The 25754-nt window shown below is 68.9% G+C and carries 22 protein-coding genes; 12 read left to right on the forward strand and 10 right to left on the reverse strand.

Annotation, left to right across the window (positions count from 1 at the left end):
- Nucleotides 1-91: 91 nt before the first annotated feature.
- The 3 genes from E3O54_RS13000 to E3O54_RS13010 are packed head-to-tail and all read left to right on the forward strand — an operon-like array spanning nt 92 to nt 3303.
- A complete protein-coding gene (locus E3O54_RS13000; RefSeq protein WP_134343269.1) occupies nt 92-1261 on the forward strand; it encodes a sensor histidine kinase in 1170 nt (389 codons plus the stop codon).
- Complete coding sequence (locus tag E3O54_RS13005) at nt 1258-2556, forward strand: hypothetical protein (RefSeq protein ID WP_134401755.1); 1299 nt, start codon at nt 1258-1260, stop codon at nt 2554-2556. Before E3O54_RS13000 ends, E3O54_RS13005 begins: the two co-directional genes overlap by 4 nt.
- Before the next feature lie 60 nt (nt 2557-2616).
- Nucleotides 2617-3303, forward strand: coding sequence for a response regulator transcription factor (locus tag E3O54_RS13010; protein ID WP_255408575.1), 687 nt, complete (start codon nt 2617-2619; stop codon nt 3301-3303).
- A gap of 450 nt (nt 3304-3753) precedes the next feature.
- On the opposite strand, the gene E3O54_RS13015 is transcribed toward E3O54_RS13010, so the two are convergent.
- From E3O54_RS13015 to E3O54_RS13025, 3 genes are all read right to left on the reverse strand, one after another.
- A complete protein-coding gene (locus E3O54_RS13015) occupies nt 3754-4089 on the reverse strand; it encodes a thiamine-binding protein (RefSeq protein ID WP_104099865.1) in 336 nt (111 codons plus the stop codon).
- 4 nt (nt 4090-4093) lie between these two features.
- Complete coding sequence (locus E3O54_RS13020) at nt 4094-5332, reverse strand: glycosyltransferase 87 family protein (protein WP_166784751.1); 1239 nt, start codon at nt 5330-5332, stop codon at nt 4094-4096.
- Between the two features lie 71 nt (nt 5333-5403).
- A complete protein-coding gene (locus E3O54_RS13025; protein WP_134343272.1) occupies nt 5404-6264 on the reverse strand; it encodes an ADP/ATP-dependent (S)-NAD(P)H-hydrate dehydratase in 861 nt (286 codons plus the stop codon).
- Between the two features lie 74 nt (nt 6265-6338).
- Here E3O54_RS13025 and E3O54_RS13030 point away from each other — a divergent pair, with 74 nt between their 5' ends.
- Nucleotides 6339-7430: an NADH:flavin oxidoreductase/NADH oxidase gene (locus E3O54_RS13030; RefSeq protein WP_104099890.1), complete on the forward strand. Its 1092-nt coding sequence runs from the start codon at nt 6339-6341 to the stop codon at nt 7428-7430.
- A gap of 6 nt (nt 7431-7436) precedes the next feature.
- Here E3O54_RS13030 and E3O54_RS13035 read toward each other — a convergent pair whose 3' ends face one another.
- The 3 genes from E3O54_RS13035 to E3O54_RS13045 form a co-directional block, all read right to left on the reverse strand.
- Nucleotides 7437-8498, reverse strand: coding sequence for a hemolysin family protein (locus tag E3O54_RS13035; RefSeq protein ID WP_104099862.1), 1062 nt, complete (start codon nt 8496-8498; stop codon nt 7437-7439).
- Nucleotides 8491-9924 (reverse strand): hemolysin family protein, encoded by a 1434-nt coding sequence (locus E3O54_RS13040; protein ID WP_134401757.1) that lies wholly within the window; start codon nt 9922-9924, stop codon nt 8491-8493. Before E3O54_RS13040 ends, E3O54_RS13035 begins: the two co-directional genes overlap by 8 nt.
- A gap of 179 nt (nt 9925-10103) precedes the next feature.
- The gene (locus tag E3O54_RS13045; RefSeq protein WP_134373616.1) at nt 10104-11543 is read right to left on the reverse strand and encodes a GuaB1 family IMP dehydrogenase-related protein; all 1440 of its coding nucleotides are present in this window, start codon (nt 11541-11543) and stop codon (nt 10104-10106) included.
- 132 nt (nt 11544-11675) lie between these two features.
- Here E3O54_RS13045 and E3O54_RS13050 point away from each other — a divergent pair, with 132 nt between their 5' ends.
- A complete protein-coding gene (locus E3O54_RS13050) occupies nt 11676-15488 on the forward strand; it encodes a multifunctional oxoglutarate decarboxylase/oxoglutarate dehydrogenase thiamine pyrophosphate-binding subunit/dihydrolipoyllysine-residue succinyltransferase subunit (protein WP_134373618.1) in 3813 nt (1270 codons plus the stop codon).
- Between the two features lie 444 nt (nt 15489-15932).
- Complete coding sequence (locus E3O54_RS13055; RefSeq protein WP_104099858.1) at nt 15933-16769, forward strand: VOC family protein; 837 nt, start codon at nt 15933-15935, stop codon at nt 16767-16769.
- Here E3O54_RS13055 and E3O54_RS13060 read toward each other — a convergent pair.
- Together E3O54_RS13060 and E3O54_RS13065 are read right to left on the reverse strand one after the other, a co-directional pair.
- Complete coding sequence (locus E3O54_RS13060) at nt 16766-17008, reverse strand: zf-HC2 domain-containing protein (RefSeq protein WP_104099857.1); 243 nt, start codon at nt 17006-17008, stop codon at nt 16766-16768. The genes E3O54_RS13055 and E3O54_RS13060 overlap by 4 nt on opposite strands.
- Nucleotides 17005-17610 carry a sigma-70 family RNA polymerase sigma factor gene (locus E3O54_RS13065; protein WP_233191227.1) on the reverse strand — a complete coding sequence of 202 codons (606 nt, stop codon included), beginning with the start codon at nt 17608-17610 and terminating at the stop codon, nt 17005-17007. Before E3O54_RS13065 ends, E3O54_RS13060 begins: the two co-directional genes overlap by 4 nt.
- A gap of 110 nt (nt 17611-17720) precedes the next feature.
- Between E3O54_RS13065 and aroA the strand changes: the two genes are divergently transcribed.
- From aroA to bcp, 3 genes are all read left to right on the forward strand, one after another.
- Entirely contained in the window at nt 17721-19079 is a 1359-nt protein-coding gene (gene aroA, locus E3O54_RS13070; RefSeq protein WP_134401758.1) for a 3-phosphoshikimate 1-carboxyvinyltransferase, read from the forward strand.
- The gene (rsgA, locus tag E3O54_RS13075) at nt 19076-20125 is read left to right on the forward strand and encodes a ribosome small subunit-dependent GTPase A (RefSeq protein ID WP_104099854.1); all 1050 of its coding nucleotides are present in this window, start codon (nt 19076-19078) and stop codon (nt 20123-20125) included. The genes aroA and rsgA overlap by 4 nt, the downstream gene beginning before the upstream one ends.
- 173 nt (nt 20126-20298) lie before the next feature.
- Complete coding sequence (gene bcp, locus E3O54_RS13080; protein WP_104099853.1) at nt 20299-20778, forward strand: thioredoxin-dependent thiol peroxidase; 480 nt, start codon at nt 20299-20301, stop codon at nt 20776-20778.
- Nucleotides 20779-20954: 176 nt separating this feature from the next.
- Here bcp and E3O54_RS13085 read toward each other — a convergent pair whose 3' ends face one another.
- Nucleotides 20955-21410: a hypothetical protein gene (locus E3O54_RS13085; RefSeq protein WP_241976896.1), complete on the reverse strand. Its 456-nt coding sequence runs from the start codon at nt 21408-21410 to the stop codon at nt 20955-20957.
- Nucleotides 21411-21593: 183 nt separating this feature from the next.
- Between E3O54_RS13085 and E3O54_RS13090 the strand changes: the two genes are divergently transcribed.
- A complete protein-coding gene (locus E3O54_RS13090; protein ID WP_035837005.1) occupies nt 21594-21842 on the forward strand; it encodes a WhiB family transcriptional regulator in 249 nt (82 codons plus the stop codon).
- 125 nt (nt 21843-21967) lie between these two features.
- Here the strand turns inward: E3O54_RS13090 and E3O54_RS13095 are convergent, their stop codons facing one another.
- Nucleotides 21968-23461, reverse strand: a complete 1494-nt coding sequence (locus E3O54_RS13095; protein WP_104099852.1) for a sensor histidine kinase — start codon at nt 23459-23461, stop codon at nt 21968-21970.
- A gap of 76 nt (nt 23462-23537) precedes the next feature.
- On the opposite strand from E3O54_RS13095, the gene E3O54_RS13100 reads away from it, so the two are divergent.
- Entirely contained in the window at nt 23538-24002 is a 465-nt protein-coding gene (locus E3O54_RS13100; protein WP_134401759.1) for a hypothetical protein, read from the forward strand.
- Complete coding sequence (locus tag E3O54_RS13105) at nt 23975-25708, forward strand: DUF5671 domain-containing protein (protein ID WP_241976897.1); 1734 nt, start codon at nt 23975-23977, stop codon at nt 25706-25708. Before E3O54_RS13100 ends, E3O54_RS13105 begins: the two co-directional genes overlap by 28 nt.
- Nucleotides 25709-25754 lie beyond the last annotated feature (46 nt).

Consider the following 25754-nt stretch of genomic DNA (forward strand, 5'->3'; position numbering starts at 1 on the left):
GGACGCCGACGGATGCCACGGAGCGCGCGGGGGAACGGACACCGGGCCGGTAGGGTTCTGTATAGAGGGCAAATGGGGTGAGAGCGCCGCTATGCAACGAATCTACAAGGAACGTGACCGTCTGCTCCGCAGAGCGGCTCGCCTGTGCGGATTGGCCGGCTCGGCCGCCGCGCTCCTCGCGATGCTTGTCCCGGGCGGCTTGACCGTGAGCACCCTCGCCCGGAGCCTGCCACTGCTGCTGCTGCTGGTGGCCGGCCAGTACCTGCTCGGCCGGTCCGGCCGGATGCGCTGGGTCGCCTTGATCCTGGTCTCCGGCATCGCCGTGATCCTGCTCGTGGGCTGGTCGGGCCAGCGTGCCACCGGCCTGAACCTCGTCGAGCAGGCCATCATCGGCGGCATCGCCGCCGGAGCCCTGAGCTGCGTCGCCCTCGTGCTCGTTGTCAGCGCCGCCCGCCTGCTGGTGCTGTCCCTGGCATTCGGTGCGACCGTTGCCAGCGTGCTCGCCGCCACCCGCGCCTCGTCCGACGCCACCGTGCCTCTCCTGCTCACCTTCAGCGTCTGGCTTGCCATCGCCCTGGTGGCCTGGTGGCTGGCCCAGAGCGTGCCGCGCGTCATGGCGCGCATCGCCTTCATCGGCCGCGCCCACCTCGCCGAGCGCCATGCCAGCGAGCTCGAAGCCCAACGCCGGCAGGATGCCCGGCTGCTGCACGACACCGTGCTAGCCACCCTCACCCTCCTCGCGCACTCCGGCGTCGGCGTCAGCCCGGCCGCACTGCGCCAACAGGCCGGCGACGACGCCCGGTTGCTGCGGCAGCTACGGCTCGGCGGCCTCCCCACCCCGCGCCGCTCCGGGGTCTACACGCTCGAGCCGGCCACCGAGTCAATGCTCGGCAGCACCCTCGAATCGGTCAAGCAGCGGTTCGGGCGGATGGGACTCGATGTGGACTGGCACGGCAGCGGACAGGTTCTTCTGCCCAGCGACGTGCTCGACTCCTTCCTCCTCGCCCTCGGCGAGTGCCTCGAGAACGTGCGACGTCACGCCGGCGTCGCCCGCGCCGACGTGACGATCACTGATGACGACACAACCGTGCGCGCCATGGTCACCGATGCAGGGGTCGGCTTCGACCTCAGCGGCGTTAGCGCCGAACGCCTCGGTTTCGCCGAATCGGTCGTGGCCCGCCTGCGCGACGTGGGCGGCAACGCCCGCCTCTTCTCCTCCCCCGGCTCCGGCACCACGGTCGTGCTCGAGGTGCCCAAGTGACCGTCCCCGGCATCGTCGACGCCCGCCGCCGTGACGCGCGCCGCGCTGTGGCGGCGGGCGGGTCCGACCAGCCGAGCAATCAGGACCGCCAGGAACGCCGGGCTTACCGGCGCAGTTTCCGACGCCCCGAACGCACCGAGCAGACCACGCGCGCCAACCAGAGCGGCCTGGGTGGCCGCCACCTCGGCATCGGCCTGACGTTCAGCGGCGGCTTCATCACCCTGTTCCTGTTCGGGCAGTTCGCCGTGCAGTGGTCCGAATATCCCGACCCGACGCCCAGCCTCATCGCGTGGGGTCTCCTGATGGCGACCACGGTCCTGGCACTGATCACGGTGCAGCGCCTTTCGGCTCGGATGCCGGACTGGCTGTTCGCCGCGGCCATCGCCGCCGGCGCCGCCGTGGTGGCGCTCGACCTGATCGGGTCGTGGGGCGAAACCGACTCCGGCGTCTACCCGACCGCCGCCGCCGCCGTCGGCACCCTGCTCATCTCCCTGGCCACCGTGCGCCGCGGGCACGACCTCGTCTCGGCCGCGATGGCGCTCGGCCTGCTTCTCTTCCTCGGGGCGCTCACCGAGGAGCGCGCCGATCCGCTCACCTTCGCCCCCGACCTCCTTGTGATCAGCCTCGCCATCCTGCCTCCGCTGCTCGGCGTCGCCACGGTGCGGGGATTCCGCCGGATGGCCCAGCGTGAGCTCGACCTGGTGCTGGTGCAGAGCACCATCTCCCAGCCGCAGTTCGCGGTGGGGATGTTCGCCTCCGAGGAACTCGCCCGTATCGACCTCGACGCGGAGACTCTGCTCGACGACGTCGCGAAGGGTCGCACGGCGCTGCCGCTGAGTTCCGAGAAGTCGACGACGGCGGCAGACCTCGCCACGCAACTGCGGCTGCACCTGATCCGGGGCCGCCGGGAGACCTGGCTGCACCACGCGATCACCGAGTCCGAGTTCCTGGGACCGTCCGTCGGCCTGCACGACCCGGCGGGGCTGGCCGGCATGCTCAACCCCGACCAGCGCGATGCCCTTCTGCGCACGATCTGGCTGCTGATCAGCGACACAACCCGCGACGAGGCATCCGTTTCGCTCTCTCTCGGTCCGATCCGACCCACGCACGGCGTCTCCGCTCGCCAGAAGTTACGATTTCCGATCGAATTGACCACGACGGGTGTGCCACGACGTCGAGTGGACCCCGAGACGTGGCAAGCTATCCGAATAGTCGGCCCTCACGTCGATTCCAGCCGGGACGGAAGTCTGCATCTGGAAATCGAATGCAGTATCGACAATCCCGCGGATGCTTAGGGTCCGTGGAACTACGCTGTTGAGCTTCTCATTCGGGGCCAGAAGCACAAGGAGACAGAAGTGACGAACACGACCACGTTGAGCACTGAGGCGCCGAGCAAGGACAACCCCATCCGGTTGGCCCTCGTCGACGACCACCGCATGCTGTTGGGGGCCCTCACCGAGTGGATCCGGGGGGCCGCGGACGACATCAACATGGTCGCCGCCGTCACCACCTGGCCCGAGCTGCTCACCCACCCCGAATTTCCCGTCGACGTCGTGCTCCTCGACCTCGACCTCAAAGACAACATCCCGGTCTCACTGAAGATCTCGACGCTCAAGACGGCCGGCGTGAAGACGGTGTTGATGAGCACCTATTCCGAGGCCGGGCTCGTGCGCGAGGCGCTGGCTGCCGGTGCGCTCGGCTACCTGGTGAAGAGCGAAGAGGCAACGATGATCGTCGAGGCGATCCGCTCCGCCTATGACGGCGACTCCTTCATCTCGGCCGAACTGGACGAGGCCCTCAACAACGGCGCGAACGGCGGTTCTCCCCGCCTCAGCGCGCAGGAGCGCCGGGTGATGGCCCTCTACGGCGCGGGCGAGCCGGTCAAGGCCGTCGCGCACCAGCTCGGCATCTCCGAGGAGACCGCCAAGAGTTACCTCAAGCGCATCCGGGAGAAGTACCGCCTCGCGGGCTTCGACGTGGGAACCAAGGTCGCCCTGCGCAAGCGCGCCATCCACGACGGCATCCTGCTCCAGGGCGACTGACTTCGGCGCTGCCGAACGGCCCGGCTGCCGAACGGCCCGGCTGCCTCGCGCCGACCACGCCGGCCACGCGGATCGCCTGGGTGCCGTCCGGGAGCTCCACACCGTTCCCGCGCCGGGTGCGGTCCAGGAGGAACGTCCCCACGGTGAGCAACAGGGCGAAGAAGCTTTGGCCCAGACCGATCCAGACCGGGGCGACGTAGCCGAAGTTGCCCGCGATGGCGAGGCCGTGAGCAGGTCTGCCTCCAGAGTACGGGGCCGGTGGCCCGAACGAATTCGACGGAGATATTGCTCTAAACAGTGCGTTTGGGCTCAAAAGCGAGGGTTTGACCCAGAATCTCCATTGAATTGATTAGACGCCCGGTACGGCGTTCCGCCGGGGTCAAACAGCGCCCCGCGGTATGGTCGGCTCTGACTCCCGGAGAGCGACGCAACCAGATGGGATTCACCTGGCTACGCGGCCGGTGTGGCGGCCGTCGATGCTGCGGCCTCGGCCAGCGCCGCCTCGAGGCGCTCGACCTTCCCGGTCAGCTCCCCGGTGCGGCGGCCCCGGATGTCGGCCTTGAGCACCAGGGACACCCGCGGCCCCCAGGCTCCGACGGCTTCAGTGGCGGCCTTGACCACCGCGAAGACCTCGTCCCAGTCGCCCTCGATGGTGGTGAACATCGAATCGGTGTGGTTGGGCAGCCCGGATGCGCGCACGATGCGCACGGCCGCGGCGACCGCGTCGTGCACCGACCCTTCGTCATCGTGGGAGCCGGACGGGGCGACGGAAAATGCAACCAGCATGGGGTTACTCCTTCTGATAGGGGGTGGGTGGGAACAGGATCTGCCACACGGCCCAGCCGAGCAGCACGACCTCCAGCACGTTGCGCACGGTCAGCACCAGCACCAGAGCCGGGTCTGCCACGAGCAAGAGGTCGTAGAAGTGCGGGTAGACGAGTTGGGTCAGGGCCGCGATGACAAGCCCGAGCACGGCCGGGAGCCGCCAGGCACGCCCCCGCACCAGCAGCCCGAAAATGATGGGCGCGGCCAGCCAGGTCGTGAACTGCGGCGAGCCGACCTTGTTGACGACGATCAGGGTCAGCACCAGGGCCAGCGCCAGCGGCGGGAACAGGCCGGCCGGTTCGGCGCCTGCACGCATCCGCTGGCAGGCCAGGAGCACCACGGCCAGCCCGCAGAGGGCGAGCAGGGGGGTCATCGCCACGATGGCGACGTTCGTGCCGGTGCCGATGATCTGGAAGGTGAGGATCTGCCGGTCGTAGTAGAGGTAACTGCCCGGCAGACCCAGCGCGGCCGGCCACATCCAGAGGCCGGCGACCGGGGACTCGATCTGGATGCCGCGGTTCGTCTGCTCGCCGACGAAGCTGAGCACGTTCGGCCCGCTGCCGAGCCCGAGCGCCACCAGCACGATGCCCAGGCTCGTGCCGGCCGCGGCGACGAGCACCCGCCAGCGTTCCTTCGAGACGACGAATAGCGCGATCACCAGGGCCACCGGCCAGATCTTCACCCAGGTGACCAGAGTCAGCAGCACGGTGCCCCAGACCGGCCGGGCGCCGACGAACAGCAGCGCGGCGATCGCCAACGGCACGGTGACCGCATCGATCCGGGCGAGGGCGACGGGCCCGAGCAGCAGCAGGAAACCCAGCCACCAGGCCGCCGCGGCCAGGGCACGCCGGTTGCGGCCCCGCCCGAGCAGCAGCGCGAAGGTCCCGGCGTTCAGCAGGGTCACGAGCCCGAGCCAGCCGGCGGCGTAGAGGTCGGGGCCGAACGCGAGCGGCGCCAGGATGGGCAGGAGGGCCAGCAGCGGGTAGACGAAGCCGGTGGTGATGCCCACGACGTCGGCACCGGATGCCACGTCGGTCGCCCAGCCGAGGTAGACGACCTCCACATCGCCCAGCGGCCAGCCGGGGGACGCGAAACAGAGCCACCAGAGCACGCCGTGCACCAGTGCGAAGCCGGCCCAGAGCAGCGTTCGCGATGTCGGCACGCCGGCTCCGGCGGCCAGGTGTTCTGCGACGGATTGGGGCACGCTCCACCTTCGCACACCCCCACGGCTCCGCCGCCGCACCGGGACAGCCAGCGCGGGGCCCAGCGCGGCGGTCAACGCGAGCCGAGCAGGTCCGCGATCGTGGCCGGCACCGCGCCGGCGATGTCGAGCGCGGTGATCGGACCTCCGTTGGACGCCCGGGCCGCTGCCCGGGCGTGCACCAGGGCGGCCGTCGCCGCGAGATGGGCCGGCGCGGCGGCATCCGTCTGGATCGCCCGTGAATGCGTGGCCAGGAGGGCGCCGAGGATGCCGCCGAGCACGTCCCCGGATCCGGCCGTCGCCAGCCAGGAGGGCGCCTTCGACACCGTCAGCCGGGTGCCGTCGGGCGCCGCGATCCAGGTGACGCTTCCCTTGAGCAGCACCGTGACGCCGAGGCCGGACGCGGCGCGCACGGCCCACTCTCCCGGCGCAGCGGCCACCTCGGAGCCGGCCACCGACTCGCCCTGCGGGGAGAGCAGGCGGGTAAGCAGCCGGGCGAGTTCGCGGTAGTGCGGGGTGATCACGACGGGCCCGGTCGCCCGGCCGACCAGGTCAAGGGCCCCAGCATCGCACACCGTGGGCAGCCCCTCGGCCAGGGCGCCGAGCAGCGCGGCCTCGGTCACCCGGTCGCGCGCGGCGGCGTCCTGGCCCGAGCCGAGCAGCCAGGCCTGCACCTGCCCGGGGGCGGTGACGGCCTCCGGGCGTCGCTGCAGCACCAGGTCGCACGCCCGTCTCGGGCCGAGGTAGCGCACCATCCCGACCCCGGTGCGGAGGGCCGCCTCGACTCCGAGCACCGCGGCCCCGGGGTACTCGTCGGAGCCCGTGCGCACGCCCAGCACGCCGCGGCGGTACTTGTCGTCGTCCGCCCGGGGAACCGCGATCCGCTCACGCGCCCGTGCGTCGTCCCATTCCAGCCATCCCCGTGGTTCGCTCATGCACTCACGATAGGTTGTTTTGAGTGCGTCGGGCCGGCCGCTTCGCCCGCCCACTCGACCCTTGGGGGAAATCCGTGGCTGTTGCCGCCCTGTTCGAACCGTTCACCGTGCGCGACGTCACCCTGCGCAACCGCATCTGGGCGGCGCCGATGTGCCAATACGCGGTGCGGGAGAAAGACGGCGTCCCGCGGGACTGGCACCTCGTTCACCTGGGCGCGCTGGCCGCGGGCGGCGCCGGCCTGATCCTGGTCGAGGCAACCGCGATCAGCCCGGAGGGCCGCATCTCCCACGCCGACACCGGCCTCTGGAACGCGGAACAGACCGCCGCCTGGGCACCGATCGTGGCCTTCCTTCATGCGCAGGGCGCGAAGGCCGGCATCCAGCTTTCCCACGCGGGGCGCAAGGCTTCCGTCTGGCCGGCCTGGGGCGGAGACCGGCACGGCACTATGGCGACGGATGACGGCGGCTGGCCGACCGTGTCGGCCTCGGCCGTGCCGTTCCCCGGCTACGCACCGCCCGTGGCCCTGGATGCCGCGGGCATCCAGGGAATCGTTGACGGGTTCGCGTCCGCCGCGCTCCGGGCGGTGGAGGCCGGGTTCGACGTCGTGGAGCTGCACGCGGCGCACGGCTACCTGCTGCACCAGTTCCTGTCCCCGCTGAGCAACCGGCGCACCGACGGGTTCGGCGGCGGGCTGCCGAACCGGGCCCGCCTGCTGCTTCAGGTCGTGGCCGCCGTGCGCGCGGCCATCGGCGAGGAGCGCGCCCTGTTCGTGCGGTTCTCCGCCACCGATTACACCCCGGGCGGCTGGACCGAAGACGAGACGGCCGAGGTCGCCGGCTGGGCCGCGGCCGCCGGCGCCGACTTCTTCGACATCTCCTCCGGCGGCAACGTGACCGGGGTGCGCATCCCGCTGGGTCCCGGCTACCAGGTGCCGCTCGCCGAGCACGTGAAAACGGCGGCGGACGTGCGGGTCAGCGCCGTGGGGCTGATCACCACCGCGCACCAGGCCGAGCAGATCGTGGCATCCGGCCGGGCCGACGCGGTCCTTCTGGGCCGCGAACTCCTGCGCGACCCGCACTTCCCGCTGCGGGCCGCCCACGAGCTCGGCGCCGGCGTGGACTACTGGCCGCCGCAGTACCTGCGCGCCCGGTGGCCGGCCGCCTGAGAACGGCTACAGGCGGCGGGTCGCGTCCTGCACTTCGCCGACCAGCTCTTCGATGATGTCCTCGAGGAACAGCACCCCCACGGTCTCACCGGTCGCGGTGAACGAGCGCGCCAGGTGCGCGCCGGAACGCCGCATGGTGGCCAGGGCATCTTCGAGGTCGGTGTCCTCGAAGATCGACGCCAGCAAACGGATGCGCTTGCCCGGGATCGGCTCCGCGTAGCTGCCCTGCCCGACCGAGGTGGCCGTGTCGCCGTCGAGGTCGATGACGTCCTTCAGGTGAACGTACCCGGTTGGTTCACCGGACTCGTTCACCAGAACATAGCGGGAGAAACCGTGTCTGGTGACGGCCTTCTCCACGTCTGCGGGGGTGGCCGCCTCGGGCAGGCTGATCAGGCCGTCGAGGTTCACCGCGACGTCCCGCACCTTGCGGGTGGTGAACTCGAACGTGGCGCTGAGTGCCCCGGTGCCGTCCCGCAGCACGCCCTCCCGGGTCGACTGGGAGACGATGGTCGCCACCTCGTCCAACGTGTAGGTGCTGGTGGCCTCCTCCTTGGGCTGGACCCCGAACATTCGCACCACCAGGTTGGCGGTGGCGTTGAGCGTCACGATCACGGGCTTGACCAGGCGGCCGAAGAAGACGAGCGGCGGGGCGAGCACGAGCACGGCCCGGTCGGGGATGGAGAACGACAGGTTCTTCGGCACCATCTCACCGAACACGACGTGCAGGTAGGAGACCAGCAGCAGCGTGATCACGAAGGCGATCACGCCGATGGCCTCCTCCGGTAGCGGGGTCAGGCCCAGCGGGATCTCGAGCAGGTGGTGGATCGCCGGCTCCGAGACGTTCAGGATGAGCAGCGAGCAGACCGTGATGCCCAGCTGGGTGGTCGCCAACATGAGGGTGGCGTGTTCCATCGCCCACAGCGCTGTGATTGCGCGCTTCTCGCCGGCCTCGGCGAGAGGTTCGATCTGGGACCGGCGCGCGGAGATAACCGCGAATTCCGCGGCGACGAAAAAGGCGTTGGCCGCGAGCAGCACGACCAGCCAGACCAGCCCCGCCCAGTCACTCATGGTCACTCACCGTGCGCTCCGTGCCGTTCTTCTTGCGGTCACCCTTTTTGTCCAACTTTTTTTCGGATTTCTTGTCGGTCCTGGTACCGCGGTCGCCCTGGGCAGGCTCGCCGCCCTCCTCGGGCTCGACGGGCTCGCCGCAGGGTGTGAAGCGGAGCCGGTCGATCCGTCGGCCGTCGAGGCGTTCCACGGACAGCACGCCGCCGGCCAGCTGCACGACGTCGCCGACCACGGGCAGGCGACCTAATTCGCTCATCACGAACCCACCCACGGTTTCGTAGGGGCCGTCCTCCGAGATCACGATGCCCGTGCGGTCGAGCAGCTCGTCCGGGCGGAGCATGCCAGGGAATGTCAGAGAGTCGGTAGACAACACCACACCGGCGCGAGTGCGGTCGTGCTCGTCGGCAACCTCTCCGACGAGTTCCTCGACCAGGTCCTCGAGCGTGGCCACTCCGGCCGTGCCGCCGTATTCGTCGACGACGATGGCCATCTGGTAACCGCGGCCGCGCAGCTCGACCAGCAGTCCGTCGAGTTTCATGGTCTCGGGCACCCGGATGGCCTCGGACTGCAGGGCCGATACCGGGACATCCGCCCGGCGACGTCGGGGAACGGCCACGGCCTGCTTCACGTGCACGATCCCGACGACGTCGTCGACGCCCTCGTCGACGACGGGGAAGCGCGAATACCCGGTTTGGCGGGTGAGGTCGATGACGGCCTGGGCGGAGGCGGTGCGCTCGATGCTGGCCACCCGCGGGCGGGGCGTCATCACGTCCGAGGCGGTATGCCCGGAGAAGAGCAGCGTGCGGTGCAGGAGTGTGGCGGTGTCTTTCTCCAGCAGCCCGGCACTGGCCGAGCGCCGCACGAGGGAGGACAGCTCCTCCGCGGTGCGCGCCCCGGACAGCTCTTCCTTCGGCTCGATCCCGATCGACCGCAGCACACCGTTGGCGCTGCCGTTGAGCACGACGACGGCTGGTTTGAACACGGTCGTGAACAGTGTCTGGAACGGGATGACCAGCTTCGCGGTCTGCACGGGCAGGGCGAGGGCGAAATTCTTCGGCACCAGCTCGCCGATGATCATCGAGGCGAGTGTGGCGACGATGACCGCGGTCGTGACCGCGACGACCGGCACCACCGCCGTGGACAGTCCCAGGCCGATCAGCGACGGCGACAGCAGCATGGTCAGAGCCGGCTCCATGGTGTAACCGGTGAGCAGGGTGGTGAGAGTGATGCCCAGTTGGGCGCTGGAGAGGTGCGTCGAGGTGATCCTGAGTGCGGCGATGGTCAGGCCGAGTCGGGTCTCTCCTCGATCGCGGCGGGCCTCGAGCTCCGACCGGTCCAGGTTGACCAGGGCGAACTCGCTGGCGACGAACAGGCCGGTGCCGACGGTGAGGAGGAGCCCCGCGGCGAGCATGATCCACTCATACATGGCGGACCTCGACGACGGCGGCGCCGAAGTTCATGACCGAGACGCCGTTCGGGTGACGGGAAGAATTTCCGGGCGAGAAACCGGGCGCATGCGCAGGAGGGGGGTCGTCCATTATTCCGCTCAGTCTACCGCCCGGCACCGAGGCCACGAGTCGTTCCCGGGTGTCAGGCCCCCCACCTCTACCAGGAGACGGGCAGGGCCTTGCCCTCCTCGTAGCCGGCCGCCGACTGGATCCCGACCAGCGAACGGGTGTGGAACTCCGCGACCGAGGTCGCGCCCGCATAAGTGAACGAGCTGCGCACGCCGGAGGTGATCATGTCCAGCAGGTCCTCGACGGACGGCCGCAGCGGGTCCAGGTAGATCTTCGAGCTGGAGATCCCCTCGGCAAAGAGCGTCTTGCGGGCCAGCCCGTAGGCGTCGAGGCGGTCGAACCGCTGGCGCACAGCCCTGGTGGAGGCCATCCCCCAGCTCTCCTTGTAAATGCCGCCGGCGGCGTCCCGATCGAGCAGGCCGGGTGCCTCGATCGTGCCGGCGAACCAGGATCCGATCATGACGGATGCCGCGCCGGCGGCGAGCGCGAGCGCCACGTCGCGCGGGTAGCGCACCCCGCCGTCGGCCCATACGTGCGCTCCGAGTTCCCGGGCGGCGGCCGCGGTCTCGAGCACGGCCGAGAACTGGGGGCGGCCGACCGCCGTCATCATGCGCGTGGTGCACATGGCGCCGGGGCCGACGCCGACCTTTACGATGGTGGCGCCGGCGCCGACGAGGTCACCCACGGCATCCGCGGTCACGACGTTGCCGGCCACGATGGGGATGCCGAGGCCCAGGTCGGCGACGATCTCGATCGCCCGCGTCATGCCGCCCTGGTGGCCGTGCGCGGTGTCGATCACGAGAACGTCGACCCCCGCGGCGACGAGCGCCCGGGCCTTGGCCGCGATGTCGCCGTTGATGCCGACCGCCGCGGCCACGCGCAGTCGGCCCTGCGCGTCCAGCGCGGGCTGATACAGGGTGGAGCGAAGCGCGCTCTTGCGGCTGAGGGTGCCGATCACCCGGCCGTGGTGCTGCACGGTGGCGAAGTCGAGCTCGGCCGCGGTCATCACGTCGAAAGCGCGGCGCGGGCCTTCGATATCGTCGGCGTCGAGGGAGGTCATCGTGCCGTGCAGGAGGTCTCCGAGGAGCGCGTCGGGCAGCGCCGTCGCCAGCCGGGACGCGTCGATGGCACCCAGGTAATCGCCGTTCTGATCGTTGATGACCAATCCCTGGCCGGCCACAGCCGGCACCTGCCGCAGGGCGAGCGCCACGGTGTCCCCCGGGGCGAAGTTGAAGGGGGTGTCGAAGCGGGTGGATTGGGCCTTGACCCAGCGGATCGCGGCGTCGAGATCCTGCAGGTGCATGTCCTGCGGCAGCACGCCGAGCCCGCCGCGGCGAGCGAGCGCGGCCGCCAGGCGCGGCCCGGTGACCGAGTTCATGTTCGCCGAGACGATGGGGATGGTGGCGCCGCTGCCGTCGCCCGGGGCGAGGGAGACATCGAGGCGGCTGCTCACATCCGATTGACTCGGCACAAGGAAGACGTCGGAATACGTGAGGTCGTGGCTGGGTACCGCTCCATAGAACTGCATGGAAATAACGCTAGCGCCCCGCGGGGATGCCCGCAGCCAGGCCCGAGGGGATTAGGCTGGACGGGCAGACCGCGCCGGGCGTGCACGACCGCTCGGGACATTCAAAATCAACGTAGAGAGTGGGAACCGGCTGTGTCAAGCCAGTTGACCGGTAGTGGATCCGACGAGACGACGTCGGGTGAATTCGGAGCGAACGAGTGGCTCGTCGACGAACTGTACGAACGGTACCTCGTCGACAAGAAGCTGGTGGACGAGTCCTGGTGGCCCGTCCTCGAGAGCTACCACCGGACCGCGAACGGCCGCAGCGACGGTTCAGAGGCTCCCGCGAGCAGCGCACCCGCAGGCGACGCGCCCGCCGTGATCGCTCCCGACGTGACCACGCCCGCGGCAAGCGCCCCCGCAACCCCGGCCGCCTCAGCGGCGGAGCCGGCCCCGATCACGGCGCCCATCCCCGTCGTCGGCGGGCAGCGCACCGCGCGCACGACGTCCAGCGCGCCCAAGCGGGTCCCCGTGCCGGCCGACATTCCGATCACGAACTCGCAGCCGACCGCCGCCGAGGCCACCGAGGTCGACGTCGTCACCCCGCTCCGCGGCATGTCCAAGAGCCTCGCGGCGAACATGGCGGCCAGCCTGACCGTGCCCACGGCCACCAGCGTGCGCACCATCCCGGCGAAGCTCCTCATCGACAACCGCATCGTGATGAACAACCACATGAAGCGCTCGCGCGGCGGCAAGGTGTCGTTCACGCACCTGATCGGTTGGGCGCTGATCCAGGCGCTGAAGATGTTCCCCAGCCAGAACGTCTACTACAACGAGATTGAGGGCAAGCCCTCGGTCATCGCTCCCGCGCACGTCGGCCTCGGCATCGCGATAGACCTGCCCAAGCCCGATGGCACCCGCTCCCTGATGGTCCCGGCCATCAAGCGCGCGGACACGATGACCTTCGGCGAGTACCTCTCCTCCTACGAAGACCTCGTCACTCGGGCCCGCAAGGGCAAGCTGACGGCGGATGACTTCTCCGGCGCCACGGTCTCCCTCACCAACCCCGGTGGCATCGGCACGGTGCACTCCGTGCCGCGCCTGATGAAGGGCCAGGGCTGCATCATCGGCGCCGGCGCCCTCGACTACCCGGCCGAGTTCCAGGGTTCCAGCGGCAAGACCCTGACCGGCCTCGCCATCTCCAAGACCATCACGCTGACCAGCACCTACGACCACCGGGTCATCCAGGGTGCCGGCTCGGGCGAATTCCTCAAGATCGTGCACGAGCTCCTGATCGGGCAGCACAACTTCTACGAGGACATCTTCTCGGCCCTGCGCATCCCGTACGACCCGATCCACTGGGCGCCCGACATCAGCGTCGACCTGGCCAGCGCCGTCGACAAGACCGCCCGCGTGCAGGAGCTCATCAACGCGTTCCGCGTGCGCGGCCACCTGATGGCCGACATCGACCCGCTTGAATACACGCAGCGCTCCCACCCCGACCTGGAAATCTCGAACCACGGGCTGACCTTCTGGGACCTGGACCGCGAGTTCGTCACCGGCGGGTTCGGCAGCAAACGCCTGATGCTCCTGCGCGACATCCTCGGCGTGCTGCGCGACTCCTACTGCCGCACGACCGGCATCGAGTACATGCACATCCAGGACCCTGCCCAGCGCAAGTGGATGCAGGAAAAGATGGAGAAGAGCTACGTCAAGCCCACGCATGACGAGCAGATGCGCATCCTCGGCAAGCTCAACGAGGCGGAGGCCTTCGAGACCTTCCTACAGACCAAGTACGTCGGCCAGAAGCGGTTCAGCCTCGAGGGCGGCGAGTCCACCATCGCGCTGCTCGACTCGATCCTGCAGGGTGCCGCGGATGCCGGCCTCGACGAGGTCTGCATCGGCATGGCCCACCGCGGGCGCCTGAACGTGCTCACCAACATCGCAGGCAAGACCTACGGTCAGATCTTCCGCGAGTTCGAGGGCACGCAGGATCCCCGCACCGTGCAGGGCTCCGGCGACGTCAAGTACCACCTGGGCACCGAGGGCACCTTCCGTGCCACCAACGGCACGGAGATGCCGGTCTACCTGGCCGCGAACCCGTCCCACCTCGAGGCCGTCGACGGCGTCCTCGAGGGCATCGTGCGCGCCAAGCAGGACCGCAAGCCGATCGGCACCTTCTCCACCCTCCCCGTCCTCGTGCACGGCGACGCGGCCATGGCCGGCCAGGGCATCGTCCTGGAGACGCTCCAGATGTCCCAACTGCGCGGGTTCCGCACCGGCGGCACCATCCATTTGGTCGTCAACAACCAGGTCGGCTTCACCACACTGCCCGGTGACGGACGCACCTCGGTGTACTCGACGGATGTCGCCAAGACCATCCAGGCGCCCATCTTCCACGTCAACGGGGACGACCCCGAGGCCGTGGTGCGGGTCGCGGAGCTCGCCTTCGCCTACCGTCAGGAATTCAAGCGGGACGTCGTCATCGACCTCGTCTGCTACCGCCGCCGCGGGCACAACGAGGGCGACGACCCCTCGATGACCCAGCCGTTGATGTACAACCTGATCGAGGCCAAGCGCTCCGTCCGGAAGCTTTTCACCGAGGCTCTCGTCGGTCGCGGCGACATCACGCAGGAGGAATACGAGGCCTCGCACGCGGATTTCCAGGACCGCCTCGAGCGCGCGTTCATGGAGACGCACGCGGCGCAGTCCTCGTCGATCCCGATCGTCAGCGCGGCCGGTGCCGCGCCGCAGGGCATCGGTGCCGAGAAGCACGGTACCGACAAGCACGACGACGCGGTCGGGGAACCGGCCACGACCGGGGTGCCCGAAGCGGTCGTGCACCTGATCGGCGATGCCTTCCTGAACAAGCCCGCCGGCTTCACCGTGCACAATAAGCTGCAGCAGCTGATGCAGAAGCGCAACGACATGAGTCGCAACGGCAAAATCGACTGGAGCTTCGGCGAACTCCTCGCCCTCGGCTCCCTGCTGCTCGAGCGCACCCCGGTGCGCTTCGCCGGCCAGGATGCCCGCCGCGGCACGTTCGTGCAGCGTCACGCGGTGCTGCACGACCGCATCAACGGCCAGGAATGGCTGCCCTTGGCGAACCTCAGCGAAGACCAGGCCCGGTTCTGGATCTACGACTCGCTGCTCAGCGAATACGCGGCCATGGGCTTCGAGTACGGCTACTCGGTGGAACGCGCCGACGCCCTGGTGCTCTGGGAGGCGCAGTTCGGCGACTTCGCCAACGGTGCCCAGACGGTCATCGACGAGTTCGTCTCCTCCGCCGAGCAGAAGTGGGGCCAGCGGTCATCCGTTGTGCTGCTGCTGCCGCACGGCTACGAGGGCCAGGGGCCGGACCACTCGTCCGCCCGGATCGAGCGCTACCTGCAGCTGTGCGCGGAAGACAATATGACCGTCGCTCGCCCGTCGACGCCCGCGTCGTACTTCCACCTGCTGCGCCGTCAGGCCTACATGCGCCCGCGGCGCCCGCTGATCGTCTTCACTCCGAAGTCGATGCTGCGCCTGCGCGGCGCGACCAGCGAGGTGGCCGACTTCACCACCGGCCGGTTCGAACCGGTCATCGACGACGCCCGGATCACCGACAAGCCGCGCGTCAAGCGGGTGCTGTTCCTGGCCGGCAAGCTCTACTACGACCTGCTCGCCGAACTCGACAAGAACCCGAACCCGGAGATCGCGCTGGTTCGCCTGGAGCAGTTCTACCCGCTGCCCGCCTTCGAACTCAAGCAGGTCGCAGACCAGTACCCCGACGCTGAACTCGCCTGGGTGCAGGACGAGCCGGAGAACCAGGGTGCCTGGCCGTTCTTCTACCTCGAGACGAACAAGCTGGGCCCGCGCCCGGTGACCCTGTTCTCCCGGGCGGCGTCGGCGTCGCCGGCGGCGGGCTCGGCGAAGCGTCACGCGGTCGAGCAGGCCGAACTACTACGCCAGGCGCTTACCCTGTGACCTGCGCCGACCGGCAGAACCGTTCGACAGAATGGGCCGCACCGGACGCTACGGCCCAGTCCTCGACGGGTGAGGCCTGATCGACGGGCTGTGTCACCCCCGCAAGATCAGAGGCGACGACCGCGTAGCGCTGGTCATGACCCGGCGTCGAACCAATTCGACGGAGATTTTCTTCCAAAACAGCATTTCCGGACGTTTTGGGTTGATTGGGGCGGAATCTCCGTCGAATTCGTTCGGGACAGCGCTACTGCACGGCTTCGGACTCGAAAGACACGGCGGGCCACACTTCATCCAGCGTCACGGTCCCCTGATCGCCCGGCGTCAGCACCGGGAACAACCGTTTCGGAACCGCGAACCCCTATCGCCCCTCGGCTATCAGGACTCACTCATCTAGGCTGGCCGCACCGCCCGCCGACGCATCGGCCACCGACAAGGAGATCCGCCATGCCCGCACCGCACGCGAACCGAACCGGTCAGCCCTGCTGGGCCGACCTGATGACCTCCGACCTGCCGCGCGCCCGGGAGTTCTACACACGGCTGTTCGGCTGGACGGCCAGCGATTCCGGTTCGGAGTACGGCAACTACGTCACCTTCCGGAAGGGCGACGCGGACGTCGCCGGCATGAGCTCACAGGAGCCGGGTTCCCGACTGCCCGACGCGTGGACCACCTACCTGTCGGTGACGGATGCCGACGCCGCCGTCGCCGCCGCCCGCGCGGCCGGCGCAGACGTGCTGGCCGAGCCGATGACGGTGGGAACCATGGGCCGCATGGCCATCCTGATGGACCCGACGGGTGCGCCCTTCGGGGTGTGGCAGGCCGACGAGTTCACCGGCTTCGACGTCTTCGGCGAGGCGGGCTCACCGGTCTGGCACGAGCTGAACACCCGCTCCTATTCCGCCGCTCTCGATTTCTACACCGAGGTGTTCGGCTGGAAACCGGTCGTCCTGAGCGACACGGAGGACTTCCGCTACAGCACGATCGGGGCGGAGGGTGAGATGGTGACGGGCGTCTTCGACGCCGCGGAACACCTGCCCGACAGCGTGCCCTCGCACTGGCAGCTCTATCTCGGGGTGCCTGACGTGCACGCGGCCGTCACGACCGTGACAGAGCTCGGCGGCACGGTCGTCCGTGAGCCGTGGACGGCGGAGTTCGGCACCTTCGCGCTGGTCACCGACCCGACCGGGGCCCTGTTCGTGCTCGGCTCGGTCGACGAGCCGCTCCCCGAGGAGAAGAACATCGACGACGCCGGTGAGGAGGACGCCGACCTGCCGATCGGCTAGTGGGCGGACTGGATGGTGCGCAGCTTCAGCAACACCTGGTCGCGCAGGTCTTCGGGGGCCATTTCACGGCATGCGCGCTGCACGGCCTCGGTCAGTGTGCGCCCGACCAGGTGCTCGTCGCTGCAGTCGCTGCAGTGGGCGAGGTGCTCCTGAATGTCAGACGCGTCTTCGCCGCACAGTTCGTTGTGCAGGTATTCCTCGAGTTCGGCCTTGGCCTTCTCGCAGCCATAATCGGTCATGCTGGTGTGCTCCCGGTTCGAGTCTGGCCCGCCGCTGTTCCCAGGCCGCGCTCAAGGGCGTAACCGGCCAACAGGTCGCGCAGGAGGCGCCGGCCACGATGCAGGCGACTCATCACGGTGCCAATGGGTGTTTTCATGATTTCGGCGATCTCCTGGTAAGAGAACCCCTCCACGTCGGCGAAGTAGACAGCCAGCCGGAAGTCCTCCGGGATGGACTGCAAAGCGTCCTTGACGGCGCTGTCCGGCAGGTGGTCGATGGCCTCGGCCTCCGCCGAACGATTCGCCATCGCCGTGCGGGACTCCGCGCCGCCGAGCTGCCAGTCCGCGAGATCGTCGATGGTGCCCTGGAACGGCTCACGCTGCTTCTTGCGGTACGTGTTGATGAAGGTGTTGGTCAGGATGCGGTACAGCCAGGCCTTGAGATTGGTGCCCTGCTCGAACTGTTTGAACGCAGCGAACGCTTTCACGAACGTTTCCTGAACCAGATCCTGGGCGTCGGAGGGGTTGCGCGTCATGCGCATGGCCGCGGCGTACAGCTGGTCGATAAAGGGCAGCGCCTGCTCTTCGAACAGGTCTCGCATTTCGATCGCATCGGTTGTCATCACGGACAATCCTAAGCCGTCGCGTGAAACGACCGCAGGTCGCTCCAGCACCATGGACAGCGTCACCCTGGCCTCCCTCTTTTTTTCATCACCGACTATTCTGATAACCGATGTTGATCTCGAGATATTCCAAGCCTGAGTTCGATCCCTACGGCGACACGTCGCCCGAGGTGACGGATGCCCGCTGGCCCGCTCCGACGGCCGCCGGCCCGCTTTCAGCGTCCGTATCCCTGCCGGGGTCGAAGTCGCTGACCAACCGGGAGCTGGTGCTCAGCGCCCTCGCCGCGCATCCGTCGCTGTTGCGTGCCCCGCTGCACTCGCGGGACAGCGACTTGATGGTCGCGGCGCTGCGTCAACTGGGCACCGTCATCGAGGAGGTCCCCGGCGCCGGGGAGTTCGGTTCCGACCTGAGGATCACCCCCGGGGAGCTGCTCGGGTCGACGACCGTCGACTGCGGTCTCGCCGGCACCGTGATGCGTTTCCTGCCGCCGGTCGCGACGCTCGGCCTCGGGCCGACCACCTTCGACGGGGACGCCGGCGCACGCCGCCGCCCGATGGGCACCACCATCTCGTCCCTGCGGGCCCTCGGCGCCGACATCAACGACGACGGTCGCGGCGCCCTGCCCTTCACCGTGCACGGCACCGGCACGCTAGTCGGCGGGGAGATCACCATCGACGCGTCCACGTCGAGCCAGTTCGTCTCCGGCCTGCTGCTCGCCGCGCCGCGCTTCGGGCAGGGCCTGCACCTGCGCCATTCCGGCGAGCGCCTGCCCAGCCTGCCGCACATCGAGATGACCATCGCCACGCTGGCCCGGCGCGGCGTCACGGTGCACAGCCCGGCCGTCGGCGAGTGGATCGTGGCTCCCGGCCCGATCCAGGGCGCCGAGGTCGACATCGAACCCGATCTCTCGAACGCGGCGCCGTTCCTCGCCGCGGCCCTCGTGGCCGGGGGCAGCGTCACCATCTCCGGCTGGCCCGAGACCACCACCCAGGTCGGCGCCGACCTGGCCGACCTGCTGCCGCGCTTCGGCGCCGAGGTGTCTCGGGAGGGCGACCGGCTCACGGTCTCCGGGACCGGCCGCATCCGGGGCGTGGAGCTCGACCTGTCAACCGGCGGAGAACTCGCGCCCACGCTCGTGGCCCTGGCCGCCCTGGCCGAGTCCCCGAGCACGATCACCGGGATCGGGCACATCCGGCACCACGAAACCGACCGGTTGGCGGCCCTCGCCGCGGAGATCAACGGGCTCGGCGGTTCCGTCACCGAGCTGCCCGACGGGTTGCGGATCGACCCGCGCCCGCTGCACGGTGGGCCGTGGAACACCTACGACGACCACCGGATGGCGACCGCGGGCGCGCTGATCGGTCTCCTCGTTCCCGGCGTGCTGATCGAGAACATCGACACGACCGCCAAGACCCTTCCCCAGTTCACCGACCTCTGGTCGACGCTCGTTTCCGGAGCCCCGTCGTGACGTGGTGGGCGAGTGCCGACGACGATGAGCCCGAGTTCGACGAGTCGAGCGTGCGTGTGCGCCCCAACCGCAAGGGCAGCAAACCGCGCACCAAGACCCGCCCCGACCACGAGAACGCGCTGACCGGGCGCATCCTCTCGGTCGACCGGGGCCGGTACACCGTCATGCTCGACGAGAACTTGCCTGCCGAGCGCCGAGTGACCGCCGCCCGGGCGAGCGAACTGCGCAAGCAGGCCGTCGTCACCGGCGACCGCGTCGACATCGTCGGCGACACGACCGGAGCACCGGGCAGCCTGTCCCGGATCGTGCGGATCGTGCCGCGCACGACGCTGCTGCGCCGCAGCGCAGACGACACCGACGCCGTGGAGCGAGTGATCGTCGCCAACGCCGACCAGATGCTGATCGTGGTGGCCGCCGCCAACCCGGAGCCGCGCATCCGTCTCGTCGATCGCTACCTCGTCGCCGCCTACGACGCGGGCGTGAATCCCATTCTCTGCATCACCAAGACCGACCTGGCCGACCCCACCGCCTTCCTCCGCAACTTCGCCGGCCTCGACCTGCCCGTCTTCGAGAGCCGCGACGACGCCATGCCGCTGGCGGAGATCTCCGCCGCCCTGGTCGGCCACGACACGGTCTTCGTCGGTCACTCCGGCGTCGGCAAGTCCACTCTCGTCAACGCCCTGGTGCCGGGCGCCCACCGCGCCGTCGGAGTCGTCAACACGGTGACCGGCCGCGGCCGGCACACGTCTTCGTCGACCATCTCGTTGCGACTGCAAACGGATGCCGGCCGGGGCTGGGTCATCGACACCCCCGGCGTGCGCTCCTTCGGTCTCGGCCACATCAACACCGACAACATCCTCAAGGCCTTCACCGACCTGGCCCTGATCTCCCAAAAGTGTCCGCGCGGCTGCACCCACCTGCCGAACTCGCCCGACTGCGCGATCAATGAGGCCGTTAGCGCCGGCAAGCTCGGCGAGACCGGCAAGGTGCGCCTGGACTCGCTGCAGCGTTTGCTCGCCACCTTCGCCGCCGCCCCCACCCACTAGCCCCTGTCACCCACCACCCCGAGCCAGCAGCCCCTGCATTGAACGAATTCGACGGAGATTTTGCTCTAGAAAGCCGTGCAGGGCCAAAAAACGGGTGCCTGACCCCAAATCACCGTCGAATTCGTCAGGGATGGGCGGAAAATGGGTACAGGCGGGACCAGTAGCGTGGGGGGATGACCGATTCCACGCGGCTCGCGACCGGCGACCAAGCCCCTCCGTTCACCCTGTCCGACCAGGACGGGAACGCCGTGTCGCTGGCCGATTTCGCCGGCTCGAAGGTCGTCGTGTACTTCTACCCAGCGGCGATGACGCCCGGCTGCACGAAGCAGGCCTGCGACTTCCGCGACAACCTCAGCTCACTGGCATCGGCCGGCTACCAGGTGCTCGGCGTGTCGAAGGATGCCCCGGTCAAGCTGAAGAAGTTCCAGGAGACCGAGCAGCTCACGTTCGCGCTCCTCAGCGACACCGACCTCGCGGTGCACACGGGCTACGGCGCCTGGGGCGAGAAAAACCTCTACGGCAAGACCGTCACGGGCGTGCTGCGTTCCACCGTCGTGATCGACGAGACCGGCATGGTCGAGCTAGCCCTCTACAACGTGAAGGCCACCGGCCATGTCGCGAGCCTGCGCAAGAAGCTCGGCCTGCCGGCCTGACCAAACGGATGCTGCCACGCGGCCGGCACAGTCCCGGCACGGTCCCTGCGCTGCCCCCACCGGCCGCAGGTGGCCCCTACCGGCCCCCGGAGCGCTCGAACGCACGTCTTACCCACCCCGCCGCTGCCGAAGCCGGAGCGGCCCAGCTGCGGCCCTGCTGCGCCGCTACTGCGCCGCTACTGCGGCAAGCCGTCCTCGGAGCGCGCTGACGTCGTTTCTGCGATTACGCGCCGCTGGAACAGCAGCACGAGGACCACGACCGACGGCAGAAGAAGCGCCCAGCCGAGGTCGGGCCGGGCGTAGAACCCCTGGAAGGAGCCGATGGCGACGGCGATCTGCACCATCTGCCAGGTGACGGCAGCGCCCCGGATCCAGGACCGGCGCCGCAGGGAGTTGACCGCGATGGCGGTTACCCAGGACGCGGCGATCAGCACCAGCACCAGGATGGCGAGGGCCGTGGCCAGGGAGGTCGGCGTCGCGATCAGCAACTCGAGAATGAGCCACGCGACCGCGACCCAGAGGAGGGTGGCCTCCGCGCAGAGGATCGCGGCGAGGAGCAGCACGGCCCCCGGCCGACGCACCCGGCCGGCCTGGTTCTCGTCGTCGCCGCTGTGGTCTGACCGTGCATTCACAGAGATATCCCATTCAAAACTATTGATTTGACTCCACCATTATGCGATCATTTTTGAGGCCCGGTTGACGCTCACAGGGACGTGAGTCGATCTGAACGAGTAGATCTACTACCCTTCCTGCAATCGGCAGCCTTTCATCTTCGGCCAATCGGCCAGGCATCCCTGCAATAAAGGAGCACCCCTATGGACTGGCGCGACAAAGCTGCCTGCCTCACCGCCGACCCGGAACTCTTCTTTCCGGTCGGTAATACTGGCCCCGCTGTGGACCAGATCGAGAAGGCCAAGTCGGTCTGCGCCCGTTGCAACGTCACCGAGGTGTGTCTGCAGTACGCCCTCGAAACCGGACAAGACTCCGGCGTCTGGGGTGGACTGAGCGAAGACGAGCGTCGCGCGCTCAAGCGACGCGCGGCCCGGGCCCGGCGCGCGTCCTAGCACGCCCCCCCCCGCACCACGGGATCACAGAGAAAGGCCTAGCTGAACAGCCGGGCCTTTCTTCGTTGCGCGCGACGCGCTTGGAACCCGAGGCGACACCCCACGGCGTCACCCCGCGCCCGGCGCTACGCTTCGCGCATGTACCGCAGCGGGATCTCGATGGTCACTTCGGTGCCGCTGCCCATCATGGTGTGCCAGTCGATACTGCCGCTAAGCTCTCCCTGGATCAGGGTGCGCACGATCTGGGTTCCGAGTCCCGACCCGACCTTGCCCTCCGGCAGGCCCGTGCCGTTGTCCCGCACCCGCACGGTGAGGGTCTCCTCGTTACGCTCGGCCTCGATCGACACCTCCCCCTCGCGTCCGGCCAGCCCATGCTCGACGGCGTTCGTCACGAGCTCTGTCAGCGCGAGGGCGAGCGGCGTCGCGTAGGCGCTGGGAAGAATGCCGAAACTGCCGGAAGACTTCGGATGCGCCGTCGTGTTGTGCGCGGACGCCACCTCCATGATCAGCAGCAACACCCGGTCGAACACCACGTCGAAGTCGACCTTCTGGCTGAGGCCCTCGGACAGTGTGTCGTGCACGACGGCGATGGCGGCCACGCGGCGCATCGCCTGGTTGAGCGCTTCCCTGGCCGTGTCGGAATGCGTGCGGCGCGCCTGGATCCGCAGGAGCGAGGCCACCGTCTGCAGGTTGTTCTTGACCCGGTGGTGAATCTCCCGGATGGTGGCATCCTTCGTGATCAGCTCACGTTCCTGGTGCCGCAGCTCGGTGACGTCCCGGCAGAGCACGATGGCTCCGATCCGTTCGCCCCGGTTGCGGATCGGGATGGCACGCAGCGAGACCGTCACGCCGCGGGCCTCCACGTCGGTGCGCCATGGCGCCCGGCCGGTGACCACGAGCGGCAGGGTCTCGTCGACAACCGCCGTTCCAGTGAGCAGGCTCGTGGTCACCTCGGCGAGGGACTCGCCCTCCAGCTCGTCGGCGAACCCCATTCGGTTGAAGGCGGAGAGGGCATTCGGGCTCGCGAACGTGGTCACGCCGTCGACGTCGAGACGGATGAGTCCGTCCGAGGCGCGCGGGGCGCCGCGCCTCGGGCCGGTGGGGGCGCCCAGATCGGGAAAATCGCCGGACGCGATCATGGCGAAGAGGTCATTGGCGCAGTCGTTGAAGGTCAGCTCCTGCCGGCTCGGCGTGCGCGCCTCACTCAGGTTGGTGTGCCGGGTGAGCACCGCCACCGGCGTGTCCGAGATCTGGGAACCCGTGGAACTGAGCCGCCGCCGCACCGGGATCGCGCGCACCCGGGTAGGGGTCTCCTCGTACCAGTCGGGGGCCGTGGTGTCGACGATCTTCGCCGTTTCGAAAGCCTCGGTGACCTGCTGTCGCCACTCGACCTTGATGCTCTGCCCGACGAAGTCACGATAGAAGAGGGTGGCGGCGCTCGACGGCCTGGCGTGGGCGACGGCCACGAAGCTCCCGGTGCTGCTGGGCACCCACACGACGATGTCCGCGAAGGCGAGATCGGCCAGGAGCTGGCCATCCGCGACAAGCATATGGAGCCAGTCCACATCCTCCGCACTGCTGCGGCCCTGGGCAAGTACGAGATTACTGAGCGTCGACACAGCAATAGCCTAGGTCCCCCGGACACGTGCCACCGCCGTCGTGGTGCCGTCTCGTAGTTTGGGCCATGCTGAACAGATGAGCACAGCAAATGGAAAGCCCGATCGGACCCTGGTTGTCCTACTGTCCGTGATCGGAGCGCTGGTGGTCATCGCCCTCGTCGTCGTCTTCACCGGCGGCGAACCCGAACAGCTTGACGCCGACACCCCGGAAGGCCTCGTCCAGGACTATTCCGCGGCCGTCATCGACGGCGACGAGCAGGCCGCTGGCGCGTACCTCACCGAGGACGCTTTCAATGGCTGCGAGGACTTCGACCGGGGCCCCACCGACAACATGCGGGTCACTCTCGTGTCGACCACCGAGCGGGCCGAGTCGGCCGACGTGAAGGTGTCCATCGTCACCTCCTACGGCAGCGGCCCCTTCGGAGTCGACGAGTACGAGACCCAGGGTGTCTTCGACCTGGTGGCCGTCGACGGCACGTGGTTGATCGATGACGCCCCCTACGAACTCAACATTTGCCCGAATCCGAAGGCCGGTTCCTGATGGTCAGCGTGGTGCTGCTGGTTGCCGTCCTGGTGATCGGCGGCGGTATCGCCGGCATCGTGATTGCGGTGCGCAAATCGACGCCATCCGGGGAGAGCGCGGCCCAGCCCACGGTACGCCGGGTGATCGTATACATTCTGCTCTTCGCCCTGGTCGTGATTGCCGCCATCGGAGTGAGCGGACTGCTCGGGCGCCTCCTCGACACCGGCAACGCACTTGCCTCCAGCGACATCACCGGGCTCGCCCGCTCGCTCGCGTTCACCCTCATCGCCGGCCCGTTCGCGGCCGTACTCTGGTGGGTGCTGTGGCGCCGAATGGACGGCGCGGAACGATCATCCGTCGCCTGGGGGCTCTACCTGGCCGGCCTGTATACGGTCTCCCTTGTCACGTTCAGCACCGCCCTGCAGACCACGGCGGCCGTGCTCGTGCGCGGGGACTGGCAACCGCGTCTCTTCGCCACCGGAGTGGTCTGGGCCGGCGTGTGGGTCTGGCACCTGTGGATGTCCCGGCACGAGGAGAAGAGCCCCACCCAGCTGGTCACCGTGGCCCCGATCCTCGGTTCCGTCTTCGGTCTCGTGATCGCGGTGGGCGGCGCCGTCACGGCCCTCAGCTCTCTTCTCGACGCCGCCGTCGACGCCGCCGTCGACGCCGCACCGAGCCTCACCCCGGGCGAACCCTGGTGGGAGTTGACCCTCCAGGCGCTCATCTGGTTTGCCGGCGGGCTGGTCATCTGGTGGTGGCACTGGATCCGCAGCCAGGCCCGCGACCTGCGCGGCGGCCTCGCCGATCTAATGGTCGTGGCCGTCGGCGTGGCCGGGGCGGCCATCCTGACGCTGAGCGGGGTCGGAACCGTGCTGTTCCTGCTGCTCAGACTGGCTTTCGACCGCACCGACCCGGTCACCGACATCCTCGACCTACTGGGTTTCGGCGTCTCGGTCTCCTTCATCGGCGCACTCGTCTGGAGCTACCACCGGGGCCTGACCCTGGCCCGGTCGGACACGACGAGGGTGGCGACGAAGCTTGTGACCTCCGGCGTGGGTCTCGTGGCCGCGGCCTCCGGGCTGGGCGTGGTCGTGAACGCGATCCTCGCCGCCACGACCACCCCGCTCGCCGGTTCAGGAACCCGAACCCTCCTGCTGGGCGGCATCAGCGCCCTCGTCGTCGGCGGCCCGGTGTGGTGGCTGGCCTGGCAGCCTACGACGCCGCTCTCCCCCGCGGAGGTCCGCTCCACGGGACGAAGGGTGTACCTGATCCTGGTGTTCGGCGTGAGCGCGGTCGTTGCCATCGTGACGCTTCTGGTGATCGGCTACCGGCTCTTCGAGTTCGCCCTCGGCGACTTCACCGGGGACAGCGTGATCGACCGGGTGCGGGCCTCGCTGGGGCTGCTGGTAGCCACCGGCCTCGCCGCTGGGTATCATTTCGCTGTCTGGCGACGAGACCGCTCGGTGAGTGCAGAGGCCCCGCAGCCGGCGCGCACCATCGGCCGCGTGCTCCTGGTAACGGACGCCGACCCGGAACCCCTCAGCCTCGCAATCGTCGCAGCGACCGGAGGCGCGGCCGTCTTCGTGCTGAAGCGCGCCGACGGCGCCGGTAGCTCGGCAACGGTGGAGCATCTCGCCCAGGCCCTCACCGGCGTAACCGGAAAGCGGGTGCTGGTCGTCACGGGCCCCGGCGACCGGGTTGAGGTGATCCCGCTTCAGGAATGAGCGCCGGTGCGGCCTTCCGCACCGGGGTCAGCACAAGGGTCGACAG

The sequence above is a fragment of the Cryobacterium sp. TMT2-4 genome, from assembly GCF_004402575.1.
In the GTDB taxonomy this organism is placed as follows: domain Bacteria; phylum Actinomycetota; class Actinomycetes; order Actinomycetales; family Microbacteriaceae; genus Cryobacterium; species Cryobacterium sandaracinum.

Coding starts and splice junctions, on each gene's coding strand:
- E3O54_RS13090 (WP_035837005.1), top strand. CDS start 21,594: ATGGACTGGCGCGACAAAGCTGCCTGCCTCACCGCCGACCCGGAACTC.
- E3O54_RS13045 (WP_134373616.1), bottom strand. CDS start 11,543: ATGCAGTTCTATGGAGCGGTACCCAGCCACGACCTCACGTATTCCGAC.
- E3O54_RS13015 (WP_104099865.1), bottom strand. CDS start 4,089: ATGCTGGTTGCATTTTCCGTCGCCCCGTCCGGCTCCCACGATGACGAA.
- E3O54_RS13035 (WP_104099862.1), bottom strand. CDS start 8,498: ATGAGTGACTGGGCGGGGCTGGTCTGGCTGGTCGTGCTGCTCGCGGCC.
- E3O54_RS13040 (WP_134401757.1), bottom strand. CDS start 9,924: ATGTATGAGTGGATCATGCTCGCCGCGGGGCTCCTCCTCACCGTCGGC.
- E3O54_RS13100 (WP_134401759.1), top strand. CDS start 23,538: ATGAGCACAGCAAATGGAAAGCCCGATCGGACCCTGGTTGTCCTACTG.
- aroA (WP_134401758.1), top strand. CDS start 17,721: ATGTTGATCTCGAGATATTCCAAGCCTGAGTTCGATCCCTACGGCGAC.
- E3O54_RS13060 (WP_104099857.1), bottom strand. CDS start 17,008: ATGACCGATTATGGCTGCGAGAAGGCCAAGGCCGAACTCGAGGAATAC.
- E3O54_RS13065 (WP_233191227.1), bottom strand. CDS start 17,610: ATGACAACCGATGCGATCGAAATGCGAGACCTGTTCGAAGAGCAGGCG.
- bcp (WP_104099853.1), top strand. CDS start 20,299: ATGACCGATTCCACGCGGCTCGCGACCGGCGACCAAGCCCCTCCGTTC.
- E3O54_RS13000 (WP_134343269.1), top strand. CDS start 92: ATGCAACGAATCTACAAGGAACGTGACCGTCTGCTCCGCAGAGCGGCT.
- E3O54_RS13055 (WP_104099858.1), top strand. CDS start 15,933: ATGCCCGCACCGCACGCGAACCGAACCGGTCAGCCCTGCTGGGCCGAC.
- E3O54_RS13025 (WP_134343272.1), bottom strand. CDS start 6,264: ATGAGCGAACCACGGGGATGGCTGGAATGGGACGACGCACGGGCGCGT.